This is a genomic window from Methylophilus sp. (genome assembly GCF_052173275.1).
Lineage (GTDB): Bacteria > Pseudomonadota > Gammaproteobacteria > Burkholderiales > Methylophilaceae > Methylophilus.
The window spans coordinates 1,743,461-1,765,435 of sequence record NZ_JBQMUL010000002.1 but is presented as its reverse complement, the minus strand read 5'-3'; the positions used below and the strand labels follow the sequence as shown (position 1 = coordinate 1,765,435).

General features: G+C 50.9%; 9 protein-coding genes. 2 read left to right on the top strand and 7 right to left on the bottom strand.

Features of this window, described 5'->3' with window-relative positions; translation table 11 throughout:
- Positions 1–23: 23 nt before the first annotated feature.
- Both ACTS9Y_RS09910 and ACTS9Y_RS09905 read right to left on the bottom strand, forming a co-directional pair.
- Entirely contained in the window at positions 24–791 is a 768-nt protein-coding gene (locus ACTS9Y_RS09910; RefSeq protein ID WP_442585765.1) for a PEP-CTERM sorting domain-containing protein, read from the bottom strand.
- 99 nt (positions 792–890) lie between these two features.
- On the bottom strand, positions 891–3,929 hold the full coding sequence (locus tag ACTS9Y_RS09905) for an ExeM/NucH family extracellular endonuclease (RefSeq protein ID WP_442585764.1): 3,039 nt from the start codon (positions 3,927–3,929) through the stop codon (positions 891–893).
- 394 nt (positions 3,930–4,323) lie between these two features.
- Between ACTS9Y_RS09905 and ACTS9Y_RS09900 the strand changes: the two genes are divergently transcribed.
- Positions 4,324–5,400, top strand: a complete 1,077-nt coding sequence (locus tag ACTS9Y_RS09900) for an alpha/beta hydrolase (RefSeq protein WP_442585763.1) — start codon at positions 4,324–4,326, stop codon at positions 5,398–5,400.
- A gap of 71 nt (positions 5,401–5,471) precedes the next feature.
- On the opposite strand, the gene ACTS9Y_RS09895 is transcribed toward ACTS9Y_RS09900, so the two are convergent.
- The 5 genes from ACTS9Y_RS09895 to epsA form a co-directional block, all read right to left on the bottom strand.
- On the bottom strand, positions 5,472–15,629 hold the full coding sequence (locus ACTS9Y_RS09895; protein WP_442585762.1) for a filamentous haemagglutinin family protein: 10,158 nt from the start codon (positions 15,627–15,629) through the stop codon (positions 5,472–5,474).
- Positions 15,630–15,668: 39 nt separating this feature from the next.
- Positions 15,669–17,306: a ShlB/FhaC/HecB family hemolysin secretion/activation protein gene (locus ACTS9Y_RS09890; protein WP_442585761.1), complete on the bottom strand. Its 1,638-nt coding sequence runs from the start codon at positions 17,304–17,306 to the stop codon at positions 15,669–15,671.
- 264 nt (positions 17,307–17,570) lie between these two features.
- Positions 17,571–18,983, bottom strand: a complete 1,413-nt coding sequence (locus tag ACTS9Y_RS09885; protein WP_442585760.1) for a hypothetical protein — start codon at positions 18,981–18,983, stop codon at positions 17,571–17,573.
- Positions 18,984–19,069: 86 nt separating this feature from the next.
- Positions 19,070–19,888 (bottom strand): PEP-CTERM sorting domain-containing protein, encoded by an 819-nt coding sequence (locus tag ACTS9Y_RS09880; protein ID WP_442585759.1) that lies wholly within the window; start codon positions 19,886–19,888, stop codon positions 19,070–19,072.
- Between the two features lie 300 nt (positions 19,889–20,188).
- On the bottom strand, positions 20,189–21,019 hold the full coding sequence (gene epsA, locus ACTS9Y_RS09875) for an XrtB/PEP-CTERM-associated transcriptional regulator EpsA (RefSeq protein WP_442585758.1): 831 nt from the start codon (positions 21,017–21,019) through the stop codon (positions 20,189–20,191).
- A 279-nt stretch (positions 21,020–21,298) separates the two neighbouring features.
- Between epsA and ACTS9Y_RS09870 the strand changes: the two genes are divergently transcribed.
- On the top strand, positions 21,299–21,964 hold the full coding sequence (locus ACTS9Y_RS09870) for a lytic transglycosylase domain-containing protein (protein WP_442585757.1): 666 nt from the start codon (positions 21,299–21,301) through the stop codon (positions 21,962–21,964).
- The last annotated feature ends 11 nt before the right edge of the window (positions 21,965–21,975 follow it).

The following is a 21,975-nucleotide window of genomic DNA, read 5'->3' as shown; positions in this document are numbered from 1 at the left end:
AATCACACGACACTCATTCAGTATTAACGTGATTGACGGCGACGTACCAGGCCCAGTACACCCAAACCAGCCAGCAGCATCGCAACGCTGTCTGCTTCTGGCACAGGCGTCACGGCGCTCACGGTGAATGCGGTCGTGTTAGGCACAATGCCTGCTGAAACGGTGGCAGGCTCAGTGTCTACATTCCAGTTATTCACGTTGGCGACCTGTGCTTTGTAATCAGCAAAGCTGCTTAAGCCACTGCGTACACCGTTGTATTCGGCATAGTCTGGCTCGCTGGAAGCACCAGGTTTAGCAGTCAGTTCAATGGCGTTCACGCCTTTGCTCAGGCCAGTGTTGGTCAAAGGGCCATTCGCGGCAAAAGTACCGTTAGTGATGGCCGACAGAAATGTCGTAGGGGCAGTGGCGCCAGTACCAAGGTAGGCATACACGGTTTCACCTGAGTTTGAGAGACCCCAGTTGCTATTGCCGCTCACAGTGGCACGCGTTAATACGCCGGTAGAAGCTGCCAGCGTATTTTTGTCATAGTCTGAAAAACGGACCACGGTACCAGCGGTCACGACGCTGCTGGAAACCCACTGGTTGTAGCTTTCGCCAGTGTTGAATGCGTTGCCGGTCCACTCGTTATCGCTGAAATAAATACGGGTGTTGGCTGCAATATCAACAAACGTCACAAATGACAGGCCATCTTCATCGGCGTTGAATGAGGTGAACATGATGTCCCCGGCATTCAGGGCCGCGTTAGCCTGGGTAGACAGCAACAAGGCTGCGATTAAACTGAATTTTTTCATGATTGGATCTTCTCTCACAGTAAATTTGGATAACGACTTTTTTCCATGGTTTTTATTTGCCGGCGCGATACTTTAGTCACGCCGGCTTATTGCTTCTAGTTACCAGCGCACATCACGCTGCGCATTCAGATTGGCCGGAGTCACCCCTCTCAAGGTCACCAGCGGCTTGGCTGAAATCTGCAATTGTGTGCCGCCGCTGACGCTGACCCAGCGTGCTACGCCATCATCGAATGGCTGCGAACCCTGGTAGCCTATGCTTTGCAGCAGTTCACGGATATCCAGTTGATCCTCATTCGGCGTAAAGTCAGTGATGGTATCGATCGCGTCACGCATGCTCTGGTACACAAACAGGTCGCGGCCAGCACCACCGGTCAGGGTGTCAGCACCGATACCGCCAGTCAGCACATCGTCACCTGGCGTACCGATCAAGGTGTCACGCTGGTTACCGCCTTGCACGGATTTCACCAGTTGCAGACCGACAATCACCGGGTCATGGTCAGAAGAACGGTATGGCGTATCGGTGTACAGGTCTTGCGGTTTGAACTCGGTGTTGTAATCGATGACGAACGGCTCATCAGCGTTGATATGCCAGTGCACGGTGCCCGTCACTTGTGCTGCCAGCGCGGTATTGGCCAGTGCGTGGTCCAGGTAACCAGCTTCACCATCAAACACATAGGAGTAACCGGCCTGATCGTTGAAACGTGCGATCTGATCTTGCAGACCGGCGTTTTCCAGCACCAGCACAGGGTCTTCCTTACCATAGGCATTCAGGTCACCAATCACCAGTACATCCGGGTCGTTGGCCTGGTTTTTAACGGTCTGGATGAATTGCACCAGCTGGTTGGCTTGGGCGAGTCGTTGGGCGTTGTAACACCCCTGGCCGTCGCCCTGGTCAGCATCTGCGCCACCTGAATCGGAGCAGCCTTTGGATTTGAGGTGATTGACCAGCACGGAGAACTTCTCGCCATTGGCGGCCTGGAAGGTCTGCGCCAGTGTCGGACGGTTATTGATGCTGTTGTTGTCAGATAGCGCACCTGCCGTTGGCGTCAAGCGGGCTGGCTTGTAAATCATCGCCACCTTGATCGCATCGGTACCAGTACCACTGGCCGGGTCAGCGACCACCGCATAGGTATTGGCACCCAACACGGCATTCAGGCCATCAACCAGGTTCTGTGCTGCAACTGTGCCGTTATTCTGAATCTCCATCAAGCCAACAGCATCGGCATTGATGGCTGTCAGTGCGCGGATGATTTTGTTACGTTGACGATTAAACTCCACCAGGTTATTGGCACCACGGCAGTTTGAAGCAGTCACGCTGCTGCCCAGACGGCAACCCTGCCCGGTCTGGCCACTGGCGGTAGCACCATTGGTAAAGGTAGTGAAGTAATTCAGCACGTTGAAGCTGGCCACTTTGTAGTTTCCGCCAACAGGCGCAGGTGTCGCCGTGCGCACATTGTCACGCGTGAAGGTCACGGCCTGGGTTGGATGCAGTTTGTAATCGCGTGGGCCTGGGTTAGAAGCCGTGATCAAACCATGGTCGATCACACCGACCAGGTTTTCGACGATATCACCGGCGCGCAAAGTATTGTCCTCACCAATAAATGGAATCGGGTTCGGGTTTTGCACGCTGCTGCCGTCATCCAGCACCAGGCGTCTGCGCGCATTGTCATCAGCCAGCTGTGCCGCAGCCGTTGAGTTGGCCGGGTGGATATTGGTCGGCTTGATCATGCGGCCTTCAGCAGACAAAGTCACCTGACCATAACGGCCCTGGAAGTAATTCTGCGAAGCGGTCAGTGGCGAAGTGATACGCACCAGCATGCCTTCGTAAGCTTCCAGATCGCCTTCAGTGACTTCCGGCAGGCTGATATCGGCTGGCAGGATGACATTGTTGTTGCTCAACACTTGCAAGCCGCTGACATTGATGAGCTCTGTAATGGTATTGAACTCGGTGACCGTAGCCGCCAAACGTACTTTTTGGCCAGTAGTCACAGTTGGTGTCACACCAGAGCCCAGGTAGACAAAAATACCGTCTGAAGTGAGCGGGTTACCATCGCCGGTGGCATCCTGGATATAAAACCCATTCAAACCAGGGAACACAGCAGTCACCACACCTTCAGTAGTGACGCTTTGACCATTCAGCGGGCTGACTGAAGCCACGCCCAGTCCGCTACCCTGGATATCGTAAATACGGGTGATGCTGCTGTTTTGCACGGTGACATTGACACTGCAAGTGGCGGTTTGCGCTTCGTTGTTGTCAAAGCGCACGTCTACTGCGTAAACACCGGCTGGTAAGCTGCCATCCAGTTGCAGGCTGGCGCTGGCTGACTGGCCATCGCTACCGGCAGCCATAAAGTTATTCAAAGTGACACCTGCCGGGGCAGAGGCTAACAAGGTCGCGGCATTGACGATGCTGTCTGCATCTGTCGCTTGCAGTGATACCGAACCGGCTTCGCCGACTTGCAAGGTGACTGCCGGGCAGGAAGTGACGATAGGCTGGTTACCCACCGGGCCGCTACCGCACACATTTACAGCACTGCTGGTATTGCGTGGCGCAGGGGTACCGGTTACAAAATCGCTGCCGTTCTGGTTGGTATCCTGGCAGCCATTACTTTTTCTCAACAATGCTGTGCTGCCGTTGATGGCCGGTGCCGCTGCACCTTCAAAGAAATTGGCGCTGCCGTAACCGACCAGGTCTACGATCTGTGCCAGTTGTGCCGGGCTGCAAACAGCTGAACCGCCATTACAGGCAAGCCCGGTGCTGCTATTCACCAGCACGACTTTGCCGTTAGTACCGCTCATGTCGGTGGCATTGTTGCTGACATCCGCTGTGAAAGTTAAACCATTGGTCGCGCTTCTCAAGCCCACCAGGTAATACTGGCCCGGTTGCAACAGGCCGTTCAAACCGGTCACACCGTTGGCAGAAAAGTTACCAGTGCCGGTTGCACTGCTGTATTGCACAGACCAGCCGCTGATATTGACCGCTGCGGTGCCGTTATTGAACAGCTCCACATAATCCTGGTTATAGATATTGCCCTGGCCACCGTAAATCTGGCTGATGACAACACCCGCCTGTGCTGTCAGGCTCATTTGTACCAAGCCCGATAAGGCCAGCACCCACTGTAGTTTTTTTAATTTCATTTCTCAGACTCCGCAAGTTTTTGACTTGAATAAAAGCCTGATTAATTTATCAATTTAGATGCGGGCATTTATTAAGTTTGCCACCACAACACTAGGTAGGTCGGACTAGGGAATGCTCTAAAAACAGCTGGGATTGATACATTTTCGGGTCAATGACCAGACTTGAAGACTAGTCATCTGCCCTATTGCCCTAGCTCACCCATGCGCTTCACGACTCAAATTTGACCTCGTGGAGTTCACGCTTTGAAAAAACAATGATCCATATGACAGGTGCAATGCTTGTAAAGCTTGTCCTACAGCAAATTGGTGCGATGCCTGATAGGAGCAGGAAAAGTATGCGGCTAAGGTAGGGGTTCATACGATTACCTACTAGATTAAATAAGAAAGGCAAACCATGACAACGACCTCAAAAAGCGATCCTATCCTCAACAAAGTTGCTGGAATCATTCCTGCCATTGAAGGCTCCGCCCCGGTTGAGGCGATTAAAAAAGCCATTGGTGGAGAGCCACCCAAGGCAGACCCGGATATGCAATCAGTGATAGATGCGCTGGTTTCCCTGAACGGTAAGCCGATTGAAACCTTGTCACCGGAAGAGGCGCGCCAGCAACCTACGCCTACAGATGCCGTTAAAAAGATCCTGACCGATAATGGTCATCCGCCACGGGCGCAACTATTTACTTCTACCACCATCAGCATCCCTGGTGGTCCGTTAGGCAGTGTACCGGCCCAGGTCTATACGCCATTGGTCGGTGATGGACCATTCCCGGTCATCCTCTACTTTCACGGCGGTGGCTTTGTGATTGCCGATACCAAAACCTATGAAGGTTCTATCATCGCGCTGGTGCAAGGTGCACAGGCGATTGTGGTGTCACTGGATTACCACCAGGCCCCGGAACACCAGTTCCCTACCCAACCGAATGAAGCGTTTGCCGCTTACCAGTGGCTGCTCACGCATGCCGAAGAACTCAATGGTGACCGCAAGCGTATTGCCGTGGCCGGTGAAAGTGCCGGTGGCAACCTGGCAGCAGTGGTGTCATTGATGGCGCGTGATAAAGATGTGACGTTGCCAGTGCACCAATTGTTGATTTATCCGGTGGTGAACAACAATGTGTTTAATTCATCCTACATTGACAATGCCAACGCCAAACCGTTGAACGCTGCCATGATGAACTGGTTCTTCAAGCACTACAGCGAACCACTGGATGCCTACAGTGCTTATGCGTTGCCAGACAAAGCCAGCTCACTGGCAAACTTGCCACCTGCCACGGTGATCACAGCCGAAATCGACCCGCTGTATGAAGAAGGCAAAGAGTTTGCCGAACGTCTGGAAAGTGAAGGTATCCCGGTCGCATACCGCCATTACACCGGCGTCACCCATGAGTTTTTTGGCATGGCCGATGTCGTTGCCAAAGCCAGGGAAGCGCAAGTGTTTGCCATTGCTGAATTGCGCAAGGCGTTTGCAACGGCTTAGCCGCTTGAACTTGGCCTCAGAAAAAAAAGCGCCCACTCTGAGTGGGCGCTTTTTCTCATCCGTTTAGCTTATCAATCCTCTAAACGAATCGTCTTCACGGTCACGATAGGTGGCAATTCTTTAGGCGCCACATTCTGGTTACCCATCTGGTTAGCCAGACTCTCAGTCATGGCATTGCTGACACCCGCCGCCGTGCTGGTGACACCTGCCAGTGAACCGGCCAGGCTGCCAGTATCCGCGACCGGAACACCGGCAGAGGTACCTGCCGCGGTGATGTTGGTCGCGTTATTAATGACCTGCGCCCCGACAAACAAGTCGCCTCCAGAGGAAACCCCCGCCTCGCCGGCATCCAGTGCCCCTCGCGGTGCAGCCAGATAAACAGTGCCAGACTTAGGCGCTACCATGCCTCCATTTGGCCCATCCGGATCATAGGTTTCTGTCGCCAAGCCGCTGCCTGAAGCAACCCCTTTTACTTCCACAGTGACATTACCCTGGTTATCGATAATCGGATTACGTTCAGGAATAGACACCGCCGTTTTGGAGCCTCGCCCGGCGTCAATATCACCGTTATTCACCCAGGCAATCAAGTCACCACCAAACAGCGTTTTCACTTTGGACTGGTTCACCTCAAAGCCTTTTTCAGCATAGACATTAATGTAACCGCCACGCTCAGTGATGATCCCGATACCATGCGGGAGGTTAGCCGGGTCTGCGGCCACACCGGCATTCAGCAATCCGCCCGGCAGCAGCAGATTGATATTGCCATCACGTGCAGTCACTATCTGGCTCTGATACATTGAAATATTGCCATTGTAGGTACGTTGTGAGGGGAATAAACCACTGATGACTGCATCGCCTCTTTCAGTATTGGCAGTCTGAACATAATCCTTGATCGCAAAGACCATTTCTTTGCTGAATACGTCATACACCAGGGGCGACTGCTTGTTCACATCCAGTGCTAGGTAAAGCTGCATCGCCTGATCAACGGTGAGGGTTTTACCTGTCATTTTTTGCATATAGGCATGCACACTCGCATTAACCTTGGCGCGATACTCACCCAGCGCAGATGCTTCTTGCAGGCTCACTGGGCCACGGCCTTGCGGGTCTATATACAGGCTGATAAAACCTGCAATATCAGCACCTAGCTCACCCACCCCAGCCAGTACCGTAATGTTGGCCCCGTTGGTTGCCAGGTTAGGGTTGACGTTGTTAGCGCGAGATAAGATACCGGCAGAATTGCCCAGGTTGATATCTCTGCCTGCCTGCACAATCAGATCACCCGGGCCGTTCACCTCTATTTTGGCGAGTGGCTGATTGGCTTTCATCACAATGTCGTTACCCGCCTTCAGATAACTCAGATCATTTTGATTGTTATGCTGAATCGAGGCATTCAGGGTCAGGTTTTTACCCGCAGAAATATAGGCGGGCATAGAGGTCTTGAGGCCAAATGCGCCAGCACCTTCTGCTTGCGAGACCAGGCTGGCAGGCGGGTCGCCAGGCAGGTCAATACTGCCTGTTTTCGAGACGATCACTGCGGTGTTGGCTGTGCCCGTATTCACAGAGCTAGGCTTATTGCCATACTTCAGGTCACCAAACAACACCAGGTTATCGGTAGGCCTGCCTGCAAACGGGTTCTGAATACTTAAGTTAGTGGCAGTATCAGCATTGGACATCAGGATCTGGGCCACGGGCTTATCACGCTCGGCGGAAGACACTGCACCGACAATATCTGCGTTTGCCAGCAAATTCAACCCGCCATTTTTTGAAGGTGCAACAATGATCTTGTTCACTGTGATGCCCCCGCCAAACGCCGTGGCTTCTACCAGGCCAGGATGGATAGCGGCCATATCATTTTTGATGACGGCGCCCAAAGAGTTGTTGTCATCATTAAATAAAGTGCCTTTATTTAAACTTCCCGGATCACTTTGGCCTATGGTCAGGTTACCCAAGAGCGCTGACAGGCTAAAACCGCTGTTATCCGTGTAGGTATTGAAAAACGTCAGGTTGTCACTGTTGGTGACATTGGTATTCTGCATCCACAAGGTTGGGTTATAGACGGTTTCAATCAACGCTGCACCCGTGGCGCGCACATCTGCTTTAGCATCCTGCAAAGCGATAGTGGTGCCGGTGGTACCGGTTTTCTTGATATCGCCATCCACACGGATATTCAACTCGCCACGGCCATTGTAATAAATACCGTTGGTTAAATCGCCACCCGAATGGATATTGATATCGCCGCCGCCATTGACCACAGAATTACCTGTTGCAGGCGTACCTGCATTATCAAATTGTGCATTGGTCGCGGAGGCTACCGAAAAGTCTGTGATATTGCCGCCCGCTTTCACCGTGACATCGCCACCCGCCAATGCTGCCACACCCTGGTTAAACAGGTCAGCCCGGATCCACCAGCTGGTATCCCTGACCGCGCCTCGGGCCCCTATTCTGGTCAGGGTGCCCTGACGTGAAAGCCACTCGTTGACAGTCTGCCCGGACAAACTTCCGGTAATGTCTTTCCCAGCGCGCAACTCGATATCACCGCCATTGTTTACGTAGCTGCCGTTCACGTTATAGGAGTTTCCATCACTGGAGTTAGCCACCGCACGAGGTAATGTAAAGCCATCCACATTGGCAACGGTTTTGCCTAGCGTATAAATATTCGCATTCGGCGCAAGGTCAATATTACGCCCGGCAACCACTGTGATATCGCCTTCGCCAGTACGGATCAGCTTGCCAGTTGCCAGACTAAAATTACCCACTTCATTCTTAGTCGCATACTGGTTAGCCGCAGTGTAATCTGCTCCGGCAATGAAGTTTAAATTAAAGGTTTTGGTGTTTGGCTGCAAAACGCCGTTGGTGGCTGCCGTGCTGAATCCATCACTGAGAGAACCATTGAGTGCGAGATCGCCACCTGACATCAATGTCAGCGTCCCGCCCTTACCCACCTGCAACAGACCAAATACGCGCAGGTTTTGGTCGGCATCAGAAGTCATATTGCCAGTGCTTTTCACTTCGATGTGTGGCAATACCTGAGCCACCAACCCATCTTTCGTCTTGGCATAGCTGCCCGCATCCGGGTTTGCATTGTAGAAATTATTGGTGTCTGTCACCAGGCCAGCAATACCGCTATTAAAGCTGTCACTGGTGTAGGTTTTGACACCCTCTACCCGCACCTCAGCTGCGCCTTTAATGGCACCAGTCGTGTTAAACGCGACGTTCACCGTATTGGTGTTGCCTGTGGTGCCGCGGCGTCCACGCAACGTCACACTGCCATCGGCGCCATCGAGGCCGACATTATTGTTGGCCGTTTTATCGTAACCACTCACGTCTATGGTGGCGCCAGCTTCGGCAGACACGGCATTGACGCTACTCAGGCTATTCGATGAAAGCAACACATCGCCGCCAGAGCCCGTTTGCACATCGCCCGCAGATTGATTGGCCTGCAAGCCGCGGGCGGTGATCACGGCAGTATTCGCCAGTTTGACCAGGCCATTTGCGTAAATGGCGACTTCACCACCTTTATTACTATCTGCATTGATCCTGCCGGCAATATTGGCATCACCCGCATCCACACCCAGAACAAACTGTTTTGATGTGACGGTATCCGTTGCCTGAATATCGACATTACCGGTTCTGACACGAATATCCCGTGACTGATTGAACTTGCCGGTTTCCAGCGCCTTGTTGACCTGGCTGAAGTTGTTTAGTGCCTTCACATCTAACTTGAACTCACCTGCCTGCTCATTGGCAGATGCACCGCCTTTGAGCGCGCCGTCAGCCACCACAAACTGGCCATTCTTTGCATTGACAGTCAAAGAACCGGCGTCACCTTGCTGGCTACCTCCAGACACATCAATCAAGGCATTTTCTGCCACCTCGACGTTGCCTGTCGCAGAAGTCAGGGTCACGTCACCTGCATCTGTATTTTTGACGTGTGTCTGGTCAAATTGTACAGTTGTCGAACGCGTAATGATCTTGCCGTTTGAATTCAGCTTCAAATCTGCATTCGTTGATGTCGCGTTAAATTGACCAGCCAATAACTCCACCGTACTGTTGATGACGGTTTCACTGGCGGTCACGGCGAGCTTGCCACCAAAGCCTTTGGTTTCAGCTAACGCCTGGCCATTGCTGGTGGTTTCAAGTTTGCCGGTGGCATTCAGGGCATAGTTAGCGCCGGTATCCGCCGTGATTTTTGCCGCACTCAATTGTGTGGAAGTGGCTTTCACATCCACCTGGCCTTTACCAGACACCGTGATGGCTTCTTGCGCATTCACATTGACATGATCAAAGCCCTGAATATCAAAGCGCTGCTTATTGCCTTTGACCGACTGCGTCTCGCCGAGTACGGTATTCTTTGTATTCAAGACCAGTGTGGCGTTGTTTGAATCAGTGGGCGCATTGAATACACTGCCATCCTGCGTATTTTTCAAGGTCAGCGTATTGGCATTGATTTGAACATTGCCATCCCCATGATGGGCCAGGCCACTGGTATTCAGCGTTAAGTTCAGTTGATCACTGCCCAGGCTTACCTGGCCATAAATATCAATATTCTGGTAGCTGTTAAGACTCAACCGGCTTAAATCACCAAACGAGAGTAAGGTTTGCTGGCTGAGTTTGGTGCCATCAATACCTGAAGCGGCGTCACCCAGCAGGAAACGATTTGTCCCCAGGGTTAGCGAGCCGCCTTGTCCGACAGCAAGCGTGCCATCCAGCCTCAAACTGCGGCTGGCATCAACCACCGCAGAGCGCGTGGCCCCCAGGCTGGCGCCATTTTCAATCGCCATTACGCCAGTCAGACTAGACGCATTACTGCGATCGAACGACAAGGTGTTGAACGCGGAAACCGCAAGAAAAGCACCTGCACCTTCCGTTTGCAATTCACGCACGCCCACGCTGCCATTTGCGGATTCATCGGCTTGAATGGAAGCACCTTCACGCAAGCGCACTTCATCTTTTGCAGCCACCAGCAACTCGGTGGTGCTGACCGAATTCGTCGCATCATTGGCGAAAACCACCTCAGACGCATTGGTCGTAATCGTTTGCTTATTGCCCTGTACCGTCCGGCTACCACCCAGCAAGATACTTTCAGCATCAATATTGTTTAATTGCTCTGCAGTTAAAGTCAGCACACCTGTTTTTGGCGGGCTCACAGCAGAAACCACTTCGATCCGGTTTGAAGAAATATCGACGAGCGCGCCTCTGCCCCCCGCCACGGCTTTACCCGTGATTTGACCGTTGAGCTCCAGTTGATTCAGTGCCTGGATTGAAAGCTGGCCAGCATCTTTTGGCAGGTTCAATGTCGTGTTATTAGCTGAGGCCTGCTTGCTGTAAAAGTCGTTCAGATAAGTCAGCAGATATTCTGCAGGGCCCTTGTAGTCTTTGGTTGCTGCATTGACGGTAAACACATTGCCATTGTAAACACTGAAACTATTGAACTGGCTGCGGCTAGTGTCATCCAGACGCGTGAAGTAACCCGACATCAATGTGCCACCATCCAGCTGCCCGAGTGCTGCATTGATAGGCACCTGAGTAGCACTCGCCTTAACCAAGTAAGCGCCTGGCAACAAGGCATAATGTGCTGGCAACAGCGTATATTTGCCCGCTGCCAGGCCATTGCCACCCGCCAGATAGATGGCCTGACCGAGCGCCACATCCGAGTTGCTTTGCATATTAAAATCATAAGGGGCGTACTGATTGCCCAGGCCAGGCATGACGGCGTAGTAGCCACTCTGGTTCAGGACATCCACCGTACCGCCTATCCCCTGAATCCACTCATATGCCAGCATATCGCCGCCGCCGGAAATATCCACGGTCGACCCTTCTTGCATATCCACGTTTTTACTATTCAGCGAAATCTTCTTGCCGGCGTATGGGCTGGCGTCACTTTGCACACTATCTTTGTCCGCCACCAATCGGCTGCCGCCTAAAGTTGTCACCAGGTAAGGGATCAAACTGTTCTCGGCAGACACGGACGTCAGGCTACGCTCACCCATCACCAGCGACTCTGCTGCATTCAGGCTGATCTGCCCCAACGGTGCACGTATCGTGCCTAATTGAGAAATGTGGTCTGCCGTCAATGTCAGCTTGCCTTGTGCTGAAAGTGGTACCTGGCTGCTAGCGTTGCTGCTGTTTCTTACTTCAATCACAGTGTTGTTGCCAGTCGGCTTCACTTCAAAAGCATGCGCCGTGACAGGGTAAATCTGTGCCGCATCCATAACCACTTTGTGTGGGGTGACCAATGACCCGGTACTGCTAGACCGGCTCCTGATACCACCTAGTCTGATATCGCCCTTGCTCTTGATCTGCAACTCATTGATGTTGGTGAAAGCGACATTGCCGATCACATCGACAAAATCAGCATTGAACTGCAACTGCCCGGTGCCCAGCGTTGGGTTCACCAATGCAGTCGCATTACTGTTCGTGAGCACCAATGCGGCACTATTCACCGTGGCAGCGCCAGAAATAGAGGAGGCATCTAAGGTGAGCACTGAAGGGACATTCAGCGTCAGCCCATTTTCAAACACCAGGCCACTTGCGGAATTTTCCTGTACATAATCCACGCGCAATGCCACATTATCAAAACCACCTTTGGTGATTTGCTCTGCAGAAATCTGTCCTTTGCCCACTGCGTTGGTCAGTGGTTTTTGCGGGCTTGAAGTGTCAATCAGATTACTGGTGAGTGACCCGGCACTATTACTGCCTGATACCACCTGATGCTGCTGGGTGACAGTCAATATCCGCTGTCCGCCAGCATAAAACAAGGGGTCATTGCTATTGCCTTCTGTGCCGACTGCATCAATACCCCCCAACCTTAATTCGAGGGTACCGGCCGCACCCGTACCACTGGCCTGGCCTTGCAGATCACCATCCAGCGCCAGGCCATCTCTACCAGCAAGTTTAATGCTGCCAGCATTACCATCTACCTGCTGGCGCGCAAAACCGCCACTGACTGGCAAATCAACTGCACCAGAAACGGCTGACACATCCAGTTTGCTGCCTTCTTTTAAGATCAGCACACCATTTTCTGCAGAAAGAGAGATATTGCCGGCATTGGCAACTGCGTTTTGACGCAAGGTACCATCGGCTGAAGGTGGCGCAATATAGGCACCGCGTGCATTGATGTACGCCTTCTCCCCGACAAATAAACTCAAGGTATTATCAAATTTTGAGTTAGGAATGGTTGCACTGCCCGGCAATGCTTTGATCGCCAGTGTCACATTGGCAGAGGGTGCATCTATGCCGCCCAAGATCGACATCTGCCCTAAAGAAGTAATGCTGACATTGCCTTTGGGACCATTCACGGCGGTCGGTGCGTCAGTACTCAATAATGCATTTTCGTGCAGCGTGAACTGATTGCCAGCATTCAGGCTGATGGAGACAGGCTGCCTGGTATCCGCGGGTCTCATCACAGGGGTAGTGATGTTATCCGGCATCAGCCCGTTAGATATGCCACGCGAAGCGCTAGATAAGAAACGAGTCGCTTGTTCCGGGTGGATCACCGTCTGGCTACCAGAGGCATCGCCCACGGAAATAGACCCTAACACATTGTTTTGATTATCAATCGTGTACTGAGAGAAGCCGCCTGACTTGAAAAACCCTTCTGATAAATACAGCGTATTAGCGGCTTGCGTATTCTTGCCACCAAGCTGGATATCTTTGACGCCACTGGTGCCGGTGACGCCTTGCAGATGCACAGCCAGTTGGCCGCCACTGGACTGGGTGCCATTAGTGACCAGGCCATAGGAAGTGATGGCGCCATCGGCAATCGAGTTTTGCGCCAGGGTGACATCAACATTGCCGCCTTGTGCAGAGGCCACCTGGCCATTGCTTTTGATCCAGGCACCAGAGTTTGCATCAATGCTTGAGCCGTTTTTCATGACCAGGCCGTCTGTGACGGTGACATTGCCACCACGCGTGACAACCTGGCCTTGCATTGCGCCGCGAATCCCCGGCAAATCATTGGTGAGTAAGCCTGCGGTGCTGATTTTGACATTCTCAGCGAGCACCACATCGGCGGTACTGCTCGCAGCCAGCTTCACATTGCCACCTGCCACCGTGATATTACTGGCCACATTCACGCCGGCACCGCCGTCTATGCTGATATTGCCAGCTGGGCTGGCATTGATCGCACCATTGACATTGATCTTGGCAGAGTTTGCGTTCAGTGTGAGGTTATTAATCCCTTTAGAAAATACCCCGGTACTTAATTCGCTTTGCTGCTTTTGCTGGTCACTCAGGCTAGATTCGCTGGTGAATTCCGTTGGTAAAAGACTCACCTGGTCAGTGATATTGAAATCGCCTGCACCAAGGTAGTTAATATTCAGTGTGCCGCCTAGTGGCGTGCTCACGTGCGCATAGTCACCACGCTGGAAAGTCCCTATGGTTTTGTGTGCGACAAGATCACCCTGCAAGGCCAGCGCAGTCGCATCTACAGTTAATTTGCCTGCATTTGCGCCTTCCACATAGCCAGCCTGAAACTGTCCTGTTGCCGTTGAAGCCAATGCCCAGGTTCTGGTCACACCAAAGCGTTCATTGGTAATGCTATATTCATCATTAATCGCGCTGTAAGGCACGCCGGCAATGGCGTCTGAAGCATTGATCCATTTGCCGTTATAAAACAACCGGCTTTCCCTGATGTTACCCGCTGCATAAGTGGTGGTGCCAGAGGAAAGATCAATCACTGAGCCCTGCTTGGTCACAACAGTATCCGCGACTAATGAAACGGAACCGCCTGAGGTCATGCGCTCCGAGACCGTACGGTCCTGGGACAACAATGCATCATCAATCACTGCCTGACTGATAATGCCGGTTCCCTTTCTCGCATCCAGGTATAGCTTTTTACCAAACAGCGCGCCACCCCTCAAAATAGGGGAGTCGTTTAACTGTTGAGAATAAAGATCAATCGCCAACTGATTACGCGACATCGGCGCGGTGGCATCCACGCCTGAGACATCGATCACCGCTTTATCACCCACATAGATGGAGGTAGTGCCGGAGTTAGTTTTGCCAGTGACATTCACCACGCCGCTATTGGCAACCACAGTCCCTTCAATGGCAATATTCTGGCCAGTGATTTCAATGTTGGACTTGGCAACTGTCTGCGCATTCTTGACTGTCTCATTGTCTCCTTGAGCAACCGTGACTTCTGTCAGGCTGCCCTCTCCCAGTTTGACTTGACCATAAATATCCGTCAGCGGCGTTTCAAATTGTGTGATCGCCTTGGCCTTGAGGAAAATCGATCCATTAGAGCGCACTGTCGTGGTCGCAGAAATACGCCCGCCCTGATTCACAGACAAACCAATCATGCTGGCATTGCCGTTCTTCACCAAGATATCACCCAGGTTGGTGGCAGTGCCGCCTGAGTTCACTTCCACCAGGAGCCCGGCAAATTTATCCAGCGTACTCAGGTAAATGGTTTTACCTGCCGCCAGGATCACTTGGCCGTCGTCCGCCCTGATCACGCCGCTGTTTTTCACATCCGGCGCCAACAGCATCACCCTGCCGCCATCAGCAGCTTTGATATTAGCGGCCTCTTTGACGACTTCACCTTTTTCATTGAATTCCTTACCTGCCACATCAATCACGCCTACGGCGTCGGCAAAGGAAAATACGGGGGCGGTTTTATTCGATAAAATGCCCTGTGTATAAATATCCTCAATGGCTTTATCGCGAATGTTATCCAGCGTGGTTGCCGTTAACGAACCAACGTTGACCTGTGAACCAGCACCAAAGTAAATACCATTATGGTTCACAATATAAACATGACCGTTGGCATTAAGCATGCCTTGAATTAACGAGGCGGAGTCACCCATCACGCGATTGAGCACACTGGCAGCGGTACTCGGCATGACGAAGTTAACCGTTGCATTGGCACCGATACTAAAACTTTCCCAGTGGATAATCGCCTGATTGGTGGTGGTGGTCACGCCCAGGACATTGCCATTAGGGTGATATTCAACATTACCGGAAATAGTCGTTGGATTAGTTGGTACGGTATTCACATCCAGCGCGAAGACGGGCGGCGCGATCAGACCTAGACAGCCGGCCAGCAGCAACACTGCACTGCCTGATGATATTTTCCAGAAATGCTTTTCTGACACAGAGTGCTCAACCACCGCTGATGAAACTGCAGCAGGAGTGACCGTTTTTTGATGGCTGCGTGAAATTTCGGCAATAGGCACCAACATGCCCAGTCGTTTGCTGAAAACGAGTTTAAAACGTAATTTATTCATTTCTTCACCTCAACAACCATCTCAATTTACTGAAAACAACTACCAGTCAAAACCTACTCTAAAGTGCAAACGGATATCACCATCATCCACCGTGCCAACCGTACGCAAGGCCTGTGCTAAATCCAGCCTGGCGAATGAGCCAAAACGCCCTTTCACATCCAGACCAAAGCCATACGATGACAGGATGTATTGCTCGATCTGGCGCGGCAATGGATCGCGGATCTTGGCAAAGCCATAATCATAAAAAGTCAGGAAACGCATATCGGTGAACCAGTCACCCAGATACTTGTGTAACGACGGGGTTCTCAATTCAGCCGTGGCATTCACGCCCTGATCACCCAACGCGCTGGCTTCCAGATAGCCTCTGACTGTATCCAGGCCACCAAGGAAGTATTGCTCGTTCGAGATCAGTGAATCGCCTGTCGTCTGGCCACCAATGGAACCGTAGACCTGCCACTGAGATGGCAAGGTTTCCGTGTGTTCAAGCTGTCCGCGCAGGTAGGAGAAATTAGGCCGGGCCAGGAATCGTTTATTTGCAAACTCTTTTTCGTCGTTCACCAACCCACGTGTGCCGAAAATAAAATTCAAATCCAGCTTGGTGTTGCTGCTTTTGGTCACCAGATTGCCGGTATAACCTATGAGGAATGGCATGTAGGTGATAGGCGTATTAAAACTATCGGCACCAAGTAGTGTGGTTGTTTCTTTGAAGTCTTTATAATCAGCACCCAGTGTCAGGTTGTGGTTATAAGACTTAACCGGGCTGGGCATGGGGTGTATGTAGCGCATGCCATAAATGCTACCGTTACCTAAGACACTGACATCGCCTACGGCACTGATATCACTGTCAGACACAACGCCATACAACGCCCAGTAATCTCCGGCATAGGGGATCACGTAAGTGGCCGAAAACACTTTTACTTCATTGGTGTCTTCAGGTGTGACCTGGAAGCCCAAGCCAAGACTATGGTCGCTTTGCCAGAGGTTGTCGTATCTCAGGTTGCCTGAAAGACGTGTTCTGCTCGTATTGGGTGTGTATCTGTCATTGAGTTCCATACTGGCGTGCAAGGGAAACTTGTCGTCTACTTTCAAGTCGACTTCCACCATGCCAGGTGATTTACCTGGCCGCAGCACCGGTGCCACCACACGGTCACCATTGATATTGACCGAGGCGATTTGTTTTTGCACGGTAGGGAAATGTGGCACGTGGCCTTCTTCAAATTCGGTCACGCTCTGTTTGATTTTACCTAGTGAGTAATACCTGGAGCCTTCAACCGTCAGCTTTTCAATTTTGCCTTCCAGTACGTCCAGCTTGACCACACCGGCATTGACTTCCTGTTCCGGGATATTCACAAATACAGTGAGGTAGCCTTCGTCGTGAAAAGCTTTTTCGAGCGCGCTGCGGGCCTTTTCCACATCATCAATCGTGCGGCTTTCACCTAAAAAGGGATAGACGGCTTTCTCAATCTGGGTGACCGTCAACACACTGTTGCCATTCACCACGTATTCATAAATGTTGAAGGGTTCACCCTGGTCCTCCGCTGCCGGGGCCTGTTGCTCACTCGCAGCAGTCCCCCATGCATTGCGCTTTTCTGGCGATGGCTGGGTTTGCTCTTCCGCGTGCAAGGCTAAAGACCACAAACAACTCAACATACACAGCACACGAAGAAACAATTGCATCACCTTTCAAGGATTAAGGTAGGGCTAAAAACACTCTACTAACGGCTTGCCATTTTGAAAGAGCCGCGTGTCACAAAGATGAAATGCGGACTAGTCCGTTGACCATTTATGCTAGCCAGAATGGGCTATTGCCAGCCAGTTTCAACACCAGCCCAGCGCATGCCTGTGAGTAAGGAGATATAGAAATACAAATAAAAAAGCACACCCGGTAAGGTGTGCTTAGTAAAAGATTTATGTCGCTTTTGGCGATAATTAAATCATTAATTAGAATTTCCAGGTCAATGGACGGCAGTTGTTACCTTTGCGTGTTGCCTTGGTAATGTGTGTGCCGGAGTTTGTAACTGGACAAGCAGTTGAAGCGGAGTTCAGTACTAGGCCACGTGGCACTGAGGTACAAGACACTGTAGAAAGGCCGCTAATGATATTGTTGATGATGGTTTCGCCAAATGTACCTTTTGCTTCATTAGCAACAAAGGCTTTCAATTCAATTTGGAAAGGATACTGACCTTGCGCAGAAGTATAGCGAGCAAAGCTATCTACCGTATTGTTAGGACCGGCTTCAGGATGCACACCTTCCACTTTCAGGTAACGTCTGCCTGTTGCAGCTGCGTTTTCAAGCGAAATCACACCAATAGCAAACTCGTCATTAGCAGAAGCGCCGGAGATGGCAGTACGAACATCATTTGTCTCGCCGCCTTCAATCACATTAACAAAGCCTGGGTCGCTAACATCTGCACCAATTGGAGACAATTTGCCAAGTGTTGAAGGATTACCTACACAAGGGTTGCCCAAAAAGAAAGCATTAGATGAAGCTTGTGTACCCGAAGTATTCACACGACGTGCAACAATCACTTCTTTATTGATATCAACACCTAGTGGCGCCCAGCTTACCAATGGGTCAGACACTAAAGAAGCATATTGCTCCCTGCTAATTGAAGGTGCATTGCGCGGCAAAAAGCCAGCATCGCCTGAGTTTGCTAAAGCTACTGTAGTGTAAATACCTTGTGCCACTTGCATTGCACGGTACAGAGGCTCTGAGGCCATCACACCAAATACTTGTGTTACACCTGCATTTTTCTCTTCACCGTAGCCAGCTGCATTCACCCCAAACAATGCGGCCTCAACATCAGAGAAACCACCTGCTGGTTTTTTCGGTGTATTGTCAGTGGCTGTGAAACCATTGATAACAGCACTTTCACATTTGTACACTGGTGTGCCACCTTGGTTGGTTACAGTGATGGCGCCAACATTTGAGCAGTTTGCACTAGCCACGTTAGCTAAGCGGTTCAAAGTTGTGTTAACACCAAAACCAGTACCTGCGACATCATTAGGCACGTGTGCAGAGTAAGCATTTAATGAACCACCCTGATTGGTGTAATACAGTACAGAAACTACGCCACTACGTTTGCAAGCATATGCAAACGCATTACCCGTATTACTAGCACCAGGAACAACAGCACCTGCAGTACCACCGTGGAAAACAGCCAATGTATTCGCTTCACAACCTGCGGCAAAACCCAACATTACGTTCTGTGTAGGCGCAGATGCACCTGAAAGCCAAGCTTGATTTAATGTTGTGGCATTCAGAATATCTGTTGGTGTCACTGCAGCGGCAAAAGCTGTTGTTGCAGAGAAAGTTACCGCTAATGCGATGGCCAGTTTATTTAGTTTTAACATGTTCGCTTCCTTAAGCTAAAAGTTTGATTGGCGACCAGCTTGTGGCTGGCCGTTATTCATGGCTTAACTATTATGATGATGAATGATTAAGCTTTACGACGGCGGGCAACCAGGCCGATTACACCCAAACCAGCCAGCAACATGGCATAGCTATCAGCTTCCGGCACTGGAGTAGTTACATTGCCGCCAACAGACAATAAGCCTGCTGAAGATAATGTAAATGTATAGTTTGTGCCTGTAGCATTTGCCATAAAGCTGGCTACAGGTGGTAAATTTGTACGGCCTGATGAACCACCTGAAAGTATATGCAACACCTGCAGACTGCCGCCAAGCACTGCACCGGCTGCAGGGCCTGATCCACCCGCTGCACCAGTACCGTAAACACTACCTGCACCTGCGATTTCATTTAATGTCGCTGCGCTTGCACCATTGGCAACAGCGTTGTGATTACCAAGGTTATTGTTGGCCTTGACGTAAACATCCATGTTAGATACAACAGTAAATACAGCGCCTGTATCAAGGATGTTCTCGAAACCGTTCAAGCTGTTAGCAGTGGTGTAGTAACCGTAAGCACCTGCTGTACGTGCTGTTTCACCGTTAAGGAAACCACCATCACCAGCATAAATAGCCCATGAGGTAGTGCCAGTTGTTGACGCACTAGTAAAAGAGTTCCATGCAGAAGCATAGTTACCAGAAGCCAGATTGAATGAGCCGTTTGCCAAATCGCTGAATGAGCTATAGTTAACACCAAGATCAAATGTCGCTGAAGTGCCGCTAGCCTGGTTCCACAAAGAAAGAACAAAGCTACCGTTACCAGTAGAACCTAAATCCATCGCAGCTTGAGCTGACATAGATGCAGCAGAGAATGCCAATGCAGCGACCATTGCTTTTAATTGAAATTTCATAAACTTCTCCTCAAATTTCTAACAAAAATAATAAAAAGAACAAACTACAAACTTGCTTTAAAAAGCATCAAATCTCGTTCCAAAAAATTATGGGTGACTCACATGACAGCGTGACTTGAAACCCTAGTCCGCCAAGACTAGCCAATTCGGGCTAATCGCTGCACAGGTGGTACATGCATAAAAATCCCGTTTATTGTAGAAACCGAAGATGACAGTTTTGAATTTAAGACTAGTCCTAACGGACTAAAAGAAAGGCGTGTCAGAATAAGTTTTGGTGACAACGCAGGGGAATAGCGAACGTTATTGCTTGCGGGTAATCAACCCCATCTTGAGCGCTTTACTGGCAGCCTGGCTGCGATTTTCCACATCCATTTTCCTGAGGATGTTTTGCACGTGGTTCTTGATGGTGAGCGGACTTATTTCCATGATGCTGCCGATCTCCCAATTGGTTTTGCCGGCCTGCAACCATTCAAGCACTTCAAGTTCACGTTTGCTCAGGGGTTTGACACGACTGTTGCGGGTGGTGGTAGAAAGTACAGAGGGACATTTGTTAGCAGTGACTTTCTCAATCGCACAGTGCAAGTGAGGCATCAGCAACTCCAGCAGATGCGCGGTTTGCGCATTGATGGGGGAACTCAAACGGCCAAACATGACTAGGGTGGCGATGCGACTATGTTCGTTGCCAAAACCATGTACGACAAAACGTTTGAGTTCAGAGGCGCTCATTCTGTCGGCCTCTATTTGTTCAATGGCAAAGTGGCTGTTTTGCTGGCTGGGAATATCGGTATGGTAAAACACCGGCATGCTGAGTTTGCTCCACTGGTCAAACGCCTGACTGACCAGGCCATCTGCCTCATGCAACACCTGATCAAACTGTGTATCGCCAAAATAGCGGCTGGAAGTTAAGTACTCGTAATCATAGCTTGGGCGCTCTGTGCCGCGTACGCCGACAATCACGACTTCATGTGCCATCAAACATTGAAACCCGCGCTGCAACCAGTTAAAGAAGTGGGATCTATGCTGCAAGCGCAATGACTCCTCAATCACCTCCATAAATAGCGAGCGTTGCTCCTCATTCAGCGCCAATCCCCACTGGTCATTGGCCTGATCCGTCCCTGTTATTGTGCTCATGTCTTTATACTATTTATATAAATGCAGCATAGTTTGCGCAGAATTTGTGACAGAAAAATGATTACGGTGTGTCAGTAGGTTGATGAATTGATGACAATGGATCAATAAAAAGAACCATTCTGATGGGTAAATGTATTGTCGATGGAAGCCGACGCCAACGCGTCGGCGCGCGAACAGTAAGTCGAGGTGGAGTATGTCTTTGATACGAGGCCATGTGACTACGCTATAAGGCCGGCTGTCTTGTCCATGTCATAAAACTTAGGCATTATTTTCTGCACCATGGCACGCATGATCCCTCTGCATATCCGACATTTACTGGCACTGCTGCTGTTAGCCAGTGCGGGTGCGACCTATGCTGAACCTGCCGTGGAAGTGCAGCATCTGGCCAATCATATTTGGCTCGATGATTCGAGTGAAACTGAGTTGGTCATCAGCAATATTAGCGAGGATGACACCTTGCCCGAAGGGAATATGGCGACTCGCCAACCAGCATTCAAAAAACTGCGCTGGCAAACCGGAAATATCCCTTACCAGGCAGAGGTGCAGGCGGTCGCACAGTCTATGCAAGTAGACCCGGCATTAATACACGCGGTGATCGCCACTGAGTCTGGCTACAATCCGCAGGCACAATCCAGAAAAGGCGCCTATGGCCTGATGCAGGTATTGCCTGCAACGGCAAAGTCCCTGTCTGCCATCCCGGTCAGGCAATGGTCTGTTCGTCAGCAGATTTTATGGGGTTCACGCTATCTTAAAAACATGCTTGAGCTGTTTGAGGGAGATGTGACACTGGCTCTCGCCGCTTACAATGCCGGGCCGAATGCCGTCAAAATGCGCCAAAATACCATGCCGCCATTTGCCGAGACGCGCCAGTATGTGCCTAAAGTATTAAGTTATTATCGCGCGTTCAAAATCCGCTTGCCGCACGAGACAACTTCGGCTGAATAAAGCCCATTTCA